A 5,946-nucleotide genomic window follows, 5' to 3' on the forward strand; every position below is an offset into this window, starting at 1 on the left:
CGGTCTCGTCGACGGCGAGCGCGGCGCCGGGGTCGCGGGGGGCGCTGCCAAAGACGCCGACGACGGTGGCCACGGCGAAGGAGCGCCCGGACGCGAGCCAGGCGTGCAGTTGTGGGGCGATGTCCTGCATGGGGGCGGTCCTCCGAAGGCCGATGGGAAGGTGGGACGGCGGGTCCTGGGTGCGGGGAACAGCGCACTTCGGCTGTGCGGATCAGGGCTTGGCCCGTGCAGTCGTGATCACCAGCCCCGGATTGCGCAGTTCCCCGCGCCCCTGGGGGTTCACCTGAGTTGACGGCCCGTGTGCCGTCAGGCGGCGAGGTGGGAGAGGTCGACGGTGGCGCCGGTGTAGAGGCTCTCGATGGGGATCCAGCGGGGGGAGACGGCGATCGGTGTCTCGGTGCGGACGGCTGCGGCGCCGGTGTGGCGGGGGCCGCAGGGGATGTCGACGACCGTCCAGCCGGGCGGCCGGGCTGCGGCGTCGGCGCCGAGGTAGTCCTCGGCGAGCGGGCGGCCGAGTCCTGTGCCGAGTCCCTTGAGGTAGGCCTCCTTGCGGGTCCACAGCTGGCCGAAGGCGGCCCGGCGGAGCGGCTGCGGGACGGCCTCGATCTCGGTCCGCTCGGCGGGGTGGATCGCGGTCGAGCACACCTCGACGGTCGAGGCGCGCGGTACCTGTTCGATGTCCACGCCGATCGGGGCGGAGGCGATGCCGACCAGGGCCATCCCGCTGCTGTGGGAGAGCGAGAAGTGCACGGCGGAGTCCGGGACGGAGAGTGTCGGCCGGCCGTGCGGCTTGTCGCAGCAGGGGCACGGCTGCCGGGTGAACTCCAGTTCGGCGGCGGGGTGGTGGAGGTAGGCGCCGAGGAGCCGGCGCAGCGCGATGTGGGCGGAGGCGTAGAGGAATCCGCCGGTCTGGCGGCGGCAGGCGCTGGCCCGGGCGAGTTCGCGCTCGTCGAGTTCGGAGAGGTCGAGGGCACCGGTGATGTCGTCGGGGTGGGGTTGGCGGAGCAGCCAGAGGTCCACCCGGCCGTCGCCGAGGGGTGCCGCCGCGGTGGCGCTCACCCGGTGCCCGCCGAGGCGGCGAGGGGCCGGGCGGGCGCGTCCGCGAGGGCGTCCGTCAAGTCGGCGGCGAGCGCGGTGAGGTCGGGTGAGCGGAGCACGGCGGGCAGGTCGAGTTCCACGCCGGTCGCTTCGCGGATGCGCTGCCGGAGCTCCAGGCCCATCATCGACCCGATGCCGATGCTGGTGAGCGGGCGGGTGGCGTCGATGCGCTCCGGTTCGGTCTGCAGCAGGGCGGCTGCTTCGCGCCGCAGGTAGTCCACGAGCAGGGCCGTCCGTCCGGCCGGGCCGGCGGCGGCGAGGGCGGCGGGGTCGGGTGGGGTCACGGCTCCGGTGTCCTCCGGCGGGGTCTCGCTCCACTCGTCCGGGTCCAGCCACTCCGGAACCATCCGGTGGCGTGTCATATCGCTTCTTCCTCCTCGTCGGTGGCGCGGATCAGGGCCATCACCCGGTCGGGGTGCAGGGGCAGGGCGCCGACGGTGCCGGTGAGCCCGAGTGCGTCGCGGACGGCGTTGGCCACGGCGGCGCCGACGCCCGCGGTGCCGCCCTCGCCGGCGCCCCGCACACCGAGCGGGTTGCCGGGGGCGGGTGCGTCCTCGAAGATCTCGACCCGGATGTCGGGCAGGTCGCCGGCGCGCGGCCAGCGGTACTCGTCGAGGGTGGTGGCCAGCGGCAGGCCCCGCTCGTCGTAGCGGAAGTCCTCCAGGAGGGTGCCGCCGATGCCCTGGACGGTGCCGCCGAGGATCTGGGCGTGCACCAGAGCCGGGTTGACGGCCCGTCCGATCTCGTAGCTGACGGCGTAGCGCAGCAGTCTGACGGCCCCGGTGCCGGGGTCGACCTCGGCCTGCGCGTAGTGCGCGCCGTAGGGATAGGTCATCGCGCCGGCCGCGTAGGTGCCGCGGCCGATCAGGCCGGGCTCCTCGCCGGTGCGGACGAACTGCGGGGTGTAGCAGGCGGCGGCGACCCGGCCGAAGGCGATCCGGCGTTCGGGTTCGCCGTCGACGGCGAGGCAGCCGGCGTGGACGACGAGCTGCTCGGGTCCGGTGCCGAGGAGCACGGCCGCGACCCGGCGGGCCTTGGCGAGGACCTGTTCGGCGGCCAGCTTCACCGCCGTGCCGCCGACGACCGTGGTCCGGCTGGCGAAGGTGCCGGAGCCGTCCGCGAGGATGTCGGTGTCGGAGAGCACCACCGCGACGGACTCGGTGGGGACGTCGAACTCCTCGGCGACGATCTGCGCCATGACGGTCTCCACGCCCTGGCCGACGTTGGCGCCGCCCATGGCGACGCGGATCGCGCCGGTCGCCCCGATGTCGACGACGGCGCTGTCGTGGCCGAGGCCGGCCTTCTCCAGGATCACCGCGCAGCCGGCGCCGACCAGCCGGCCCTGCGTCCGGGCCTGCCGGGCCTCCTCGCGCCATGCCTCGTAGCCGAAGAGCTCCCGGGACTTGTCGAAGTGGTCCAGGTGGTCCTTGCCGTCGAGGAGCATCGGCGCGCCGAAGACGTGCAGCGGCCGCTGCTGGGGGAGTTCGCCGCCGTGCAGCAGGTTGATCCGGCGCAGCTCGACCGGGTCGACGCCGAGGCGGTCGGCGGCGAGGTCCATGGCGTGCTCGCGGACGAAGTTGTGCTGGAACCGGCCGGGCGCGCGGTAGGTGCCGACCGGGGTCTTGTTGGTGGTGACGATGTGGACGCGGCTGCGGCAGGCCGGGATCCGGTAGGGGCCGGACATCATGGCGGAGGTGAGGACGGCGACCACCGCGCCGTGGGTGCGGATGTAGGCGCCGGTGTCCATCCAGGCCTCGCCGCGCAGGCCGAGCAGGCGGTGTTCCGCGTCGAAGGCGAGCTCGATGCGGTGCTCCTGCTCCCGGGCGTGGTTGGCCGCCACGAGGTGTTCGGTGCGGTCCTCGGTCCACTTGACGGGCCGTCCGGTCCGCAGCGCGAGCAGCGGGACGAGCAGGTCCTCGGGGTAGAACTCGCCACGGATTCCGAAGCTGCCGCCGGCGTCGGTCTCCAGCATGTGGATCTGGTGCTCCGCCAGGCCGAGCATCTGCGCGGTGATCCGCCGGTTGACGTACGGGACCTTGGTGGCGCCCCAGACGGTCATCCGGTGGGCCCGGGCGTCCCATTCGGCGACCAGGCCGCGGGTCTCCAGCGGGGTGCCGCTGTGCCGGCCGACCCGCAGGTCGGCGGTGACGGTGTGCGCGGCCGCGGCGAAGGCGGCGTCGACGTCGCCGTACGCGAAGTCGACCGTGCCGACCGTGGCGCCGGCGCCGCGCAGGCTCTCGGGGTGCAGGTCCGCGCCGGTGCGGGCGTCGAGGGAGACCGGCAACTCCTCCAGGTCGAGGGCGACGAGCTCGGCCGCGTCCTCGGCCAGGTACGGGTCCTCGGAGAGGACGGCGGCGACGGGATCGCCGACGTAGCGGACGTGGCCGTCGGCCAGGGCGGACTGGAGGTAGGGGGCGAAGTCGATGCCGGGGGCGGGCTGGCGGACCGGGACGGGGGGCATCCCGGCGAGGTCGGCGGCGGTCAGGACGGCGACCGTGCCGGGGTGCGCCGCCGCGGCGGCCGTGTCGATGCCGCGGATCCGGGCGTGCGCGACGGGCGAGCGGACGACGCGCAGCCACAACTGGCCGGGCCGGACGATCTCGTCGTGGAAGCGGCCGAGACCGCGCAGCAGCCGGTCGTCCTCCAGCCGCGGGACGGAGGCTCCGATGGCGTTCACGCGCCCTCCAGGGCGACGGCGCCGCGGCGGGCGGCCGCCTCGACGGCGTCGACGATCGGCTCGTACCCGGTGCAGCGGCACAGGTTGGCGGCGGCGCACTCGGTGATGCGCGCCCGGTCGGCGTCCGGCTCCTTGCGCAGCAGGGCCGTGGTGAGCATCAGGAAGCCGGGGGTGCAGAACCCGCACTGCAGGGCGAAGTGCTCCTTGAACGAGCGCTGCAGGGAACCGAGTTCGGCGTCCGGCCCGGCGCCCTCGGCGAGGGACTCCACGGTCTCGACCGCGGTGCCGTCGGCCTGGACGGCGAGCATCAGGCAGGAGCGGACGGCCTCGCCGTCGACGAGGACGGTGCACGAGCCGCACGCCCCGGTCTCGCAGCCGACCGTGGTGCCGGTGAGCCGGAGATCGCGGCGGAGCACGTCGGCGAGGCTGCGCCTCGGGTCGACGGCCAGCGTGTGCGCGGCCCCGTTGGCGGTGAGCTCCAGCGGAACGGGTGTGGTCATGGCGCGGATGCCTCCTGGAGTCGGGCCTCGAACCGGGGCCGGAGTCGGGGCGTGCAGCGGGCGAGGGAGTCGGCCAGGGCCCGGTGGACGAGGGTGCGGACGAGGTCGCGGCGGTAGCCTGCGCCCGCCCGGTGGTCCGCCCCGGGCGCGAGCGCCTTGGCGGCCAGGCCGGCGGCGTGGCCGAGCAGTCGCGCGTCGGGGGCGCCGCCGAGCAGCGCCTGTTCGGCGGCGGCCGAGCGGACGGGGCGGTCCTCGGCGCCGCCGACGGCGATCCGTGCGGCGGTGATCCGGCCGTCGTCGAGCACGAGCTCGGCCGCGGCGGCGACCAGCGGGAGGCTGCCCGGCTGGAAGCCGTACTCGGCGACGGCCGCGGTGGGGGCGGGGCGGGGGATGCGGACGCCGGTGAGCAGTTCGCCCGGCGCGAGCGCGGTGCGGTGCGCGCCGGTGAAGAACTCCGCTGCCGGGACGGTGCGTTCACCGGCCGGGCCGAGGGCTTGCACGTCGGCGTCGAGGAGGACGGCGAGCAGGCACCACTCGGCGGCCGGGTCGGCGTGCGCGAGGCTGCCGCCGATCGTCCCGCGGAGGCGGACCGGCAGGTGGCCGATCAGCCGGGCGGTCTCGGGGACGACCGGCAGGGCCGTCCGGAGGTGGGGGTCGGTGGCCCGTTCGAGGTCGGCGTGGGTGGTGAGCGCCCCGATGTGCAGGGCGCCACCGTGCCGCCCGGTGCCGCGCAGGGCGGCGATCCGGCCGACGTCGACCAGTGCGGTGGGGCGCAGCAGGCGGCGGTTGAGCAGCGGGAGCAGGCTCTGGCCGCCGGCGAGGACGCGGGCGTCGGGTCCGTACTCGGTGAGCCGGTGGACGGCTTCCTCGGCCGTCTCCGGCCGGCAGTAGGCGAATGGCGGCGGCTTCATGCCTTCTCTCCTGGGGGTCCTGTCGGGCCGGGTGGCGGGGCGCCGGCGGTCGAGTGGTCGGGCGTGGGTGTGGGGGACGGGTGCCGAAGGGGCGGGTGGGGGTGCCCGCCGGGCCGGGGGGACGGCCCGGCGGGCGGTGCCGGACGAGGAGTCGGACCGGGGGTGTCCGACGGGACGTCCGACGCGGTGCCGGACCGGGGGAGTCCGACGGGTCAGGGGTTGTTGACGGCCGGGACCTCGAGGGTGGTGTGGCCGAGCTGGCGCATCAGGTCGGCGATGTCGAAGTGCGCCGAGCGGGAGATCACCTTGTCGCCCTCGAAGCGGTCGATGCCGATGGCGGTGAAGTCGGCCGTGCGGCCGCTCGGCGGCAGGCCCCGGAACGGGCCGAGCTGGGTGCCGATGCAGCGGACGCGGGTGATCACCGTGTCGCCCTCGGCCCACTGCTCCTGGACGGTGTCGTCCATGTCCGGGAAGGCGGTGCGGAAGGCCCGCACCCACGCCCGGACGCCCTCCGGGCCGTGCAGGCCGAACTGCGGCCAGTGGAAGTCCTCGTGGAACAGCTCGTCGGCGAGGTCCAGCTCGCCCTTGGTGATGATGTTCTCGAACAGCAGGGCGATCTTCTGCTTGCGTGCCTCGGGGGTGGTCCCCTGCGGGACGGTGGTCATGAGGTGTCCTCTCCGGACGGTGTCCGGGTGGTGGGGTGCGGCCCGGGCAGCGCGCCCCCCCCACACGGCGCGGGGAAAAAGGGGGTGAGGGCGCG

At 75.2% G+C, this 5,946-nt stretch carries 7 protein-coding genes; all 7 read right to left on the bottom strand.

Annotation, left to right across the window (positions count from 1 at the left end):
• The coding region (locus AB0O09_RS38500; protein WP_363550440.1) for an XdhC family protein at positions 1 to 130 on the bottom strand (130 nt) is incomplete at its 3' end.
• A gap of 176 nt (positions 131 to 306) precedes the next feature.
• Positions 307 to 1,059 carry a 4'-phosphopantetheinyl transferase superfamily protein gene (locus AB0O09_RS38505; RefSeq protein WP_363550426.1) on the bottom strand — a complete coding sequence of 251 codons (753 nt, stop codon included), beginning with the start codon at positions 1,057 to 1,059 and terminating at the stop codon, positions 307 to 309.
• On the bottom strand, positions 1,056 to 1,460 hold the full coding sequence (locus AB0O09_RS38510) for an acyl carrier protein (RefSeq protein ID WP_363550429.1): 405 nt from the start codon (positions 1,458 to 1,460) through the stop codon (positions 1,056 to 1,058). Before AB0O09_RS38510 ends, AB0O09_RS38505 begins: the two co-directional genes overlap by 4 nt.
• Positions 1,457 to 3,775, bottom strand: coding sequence for a xanthine dehydrogenase family protein molybdopterin-binding subunit (locus tag AB0O09_RS38515; RefSeq protein ID WP_363550431.1), 2,319 nt, complete (start codon positions 3,773 to 3,775; stop codon positions 1,457 to 1,459). Before AB0O09_RS38515 ends, AB0O09_RS38510 begins: the two co-directional genes overlap by 4 nt.
• On the bottom strand, positions 3,772 to 4,275 hold the full coding sequence (locus tag AB0O09_RS38520; protein ID WP_363550433.1) for a (2Fe-2S)-binding protein: 504 nt from the start codon (positions 4,273 to 4,275) through the stop codon (positions 3,772 to 3,774). The genes AB0O09_RS38515 and AB0O09_RS38520 overlap by 4 nt, the downstream gene beginning before the upstream one ends.
• Positions 4,272 to 5,186 carry an FAD binding domain-containing protein gene (locus AB0O09_RS38525; RefSeq protein ID WP_363550436.1) on the bottom strand — a complete coding sequence of 305 codons (915 nt, stop codon included), beginning with the start codon at positions 5,184 to 5,186 and terminating at the stop codon, positions 4,272 to 4,274. Before AB0O09_RS38525 ends, AB0O09_RS38520 begins: the two co-directional genes overlap by 4 nt.
• A 212-nt stretch (positions 5,187 to 5,398) precedes the next feature.
• Entirely contained in the window at positions 5,399 to 5,851 is a 453-nt protein-coding gene (locus tag AB0O09_RS38530) for an ester cyclase (RefSeq protein ID WP_363550438.1), read from the bottom strand.
• Positions 5,852 to 5,946 lie beyond the last annotated feature (95 nt).

Origin of the sequence: Kitasatospora sp. NPDC093679, assembly GCF_040683455.1 — a bacterium.
Taxonomy (GTDB): domain Bacteria; phylum Actinomycetota; class Actinomycetes; order Streptomycetales; family Streptomycetaceae; genus Kitasatospora; species Kitasatospora arboriphila.

Excerpts from the sequence above, each read along its gene's own strand:
- AB0O09_RS38510 (WP_363550429.1), bottom strand. The coding sequence starts at position 1,460 with ATGACACGCCACCGGATGGTTCCGGAGTGGCTGGACCCGGACGAGTGG.
- AB0O09_RS38520 (WP_363550433.1), bottom strand. The coding sequence starts at position 4,275 with ATGACCACACCCGTTCCGCTGGAGCTCACCGCCAACGGGGCCGCGCAC.
- AB0O09_RS38525 (WP_363550436.1), bottom strand. The coding sequence starts at position 5,186 with ATGAAGCCGCCGCCATTCGCCTACTGCCGGCCGGAGACGGCCGAGGAA.
- AB0O09_RS38530 (WP_363550438.1), bottom strand. The coding sequence starts at position 5,851 with ATGACCACCGTCCCGCAGGGGACCACCCCCGAGGCACGCAAGCAGAAG.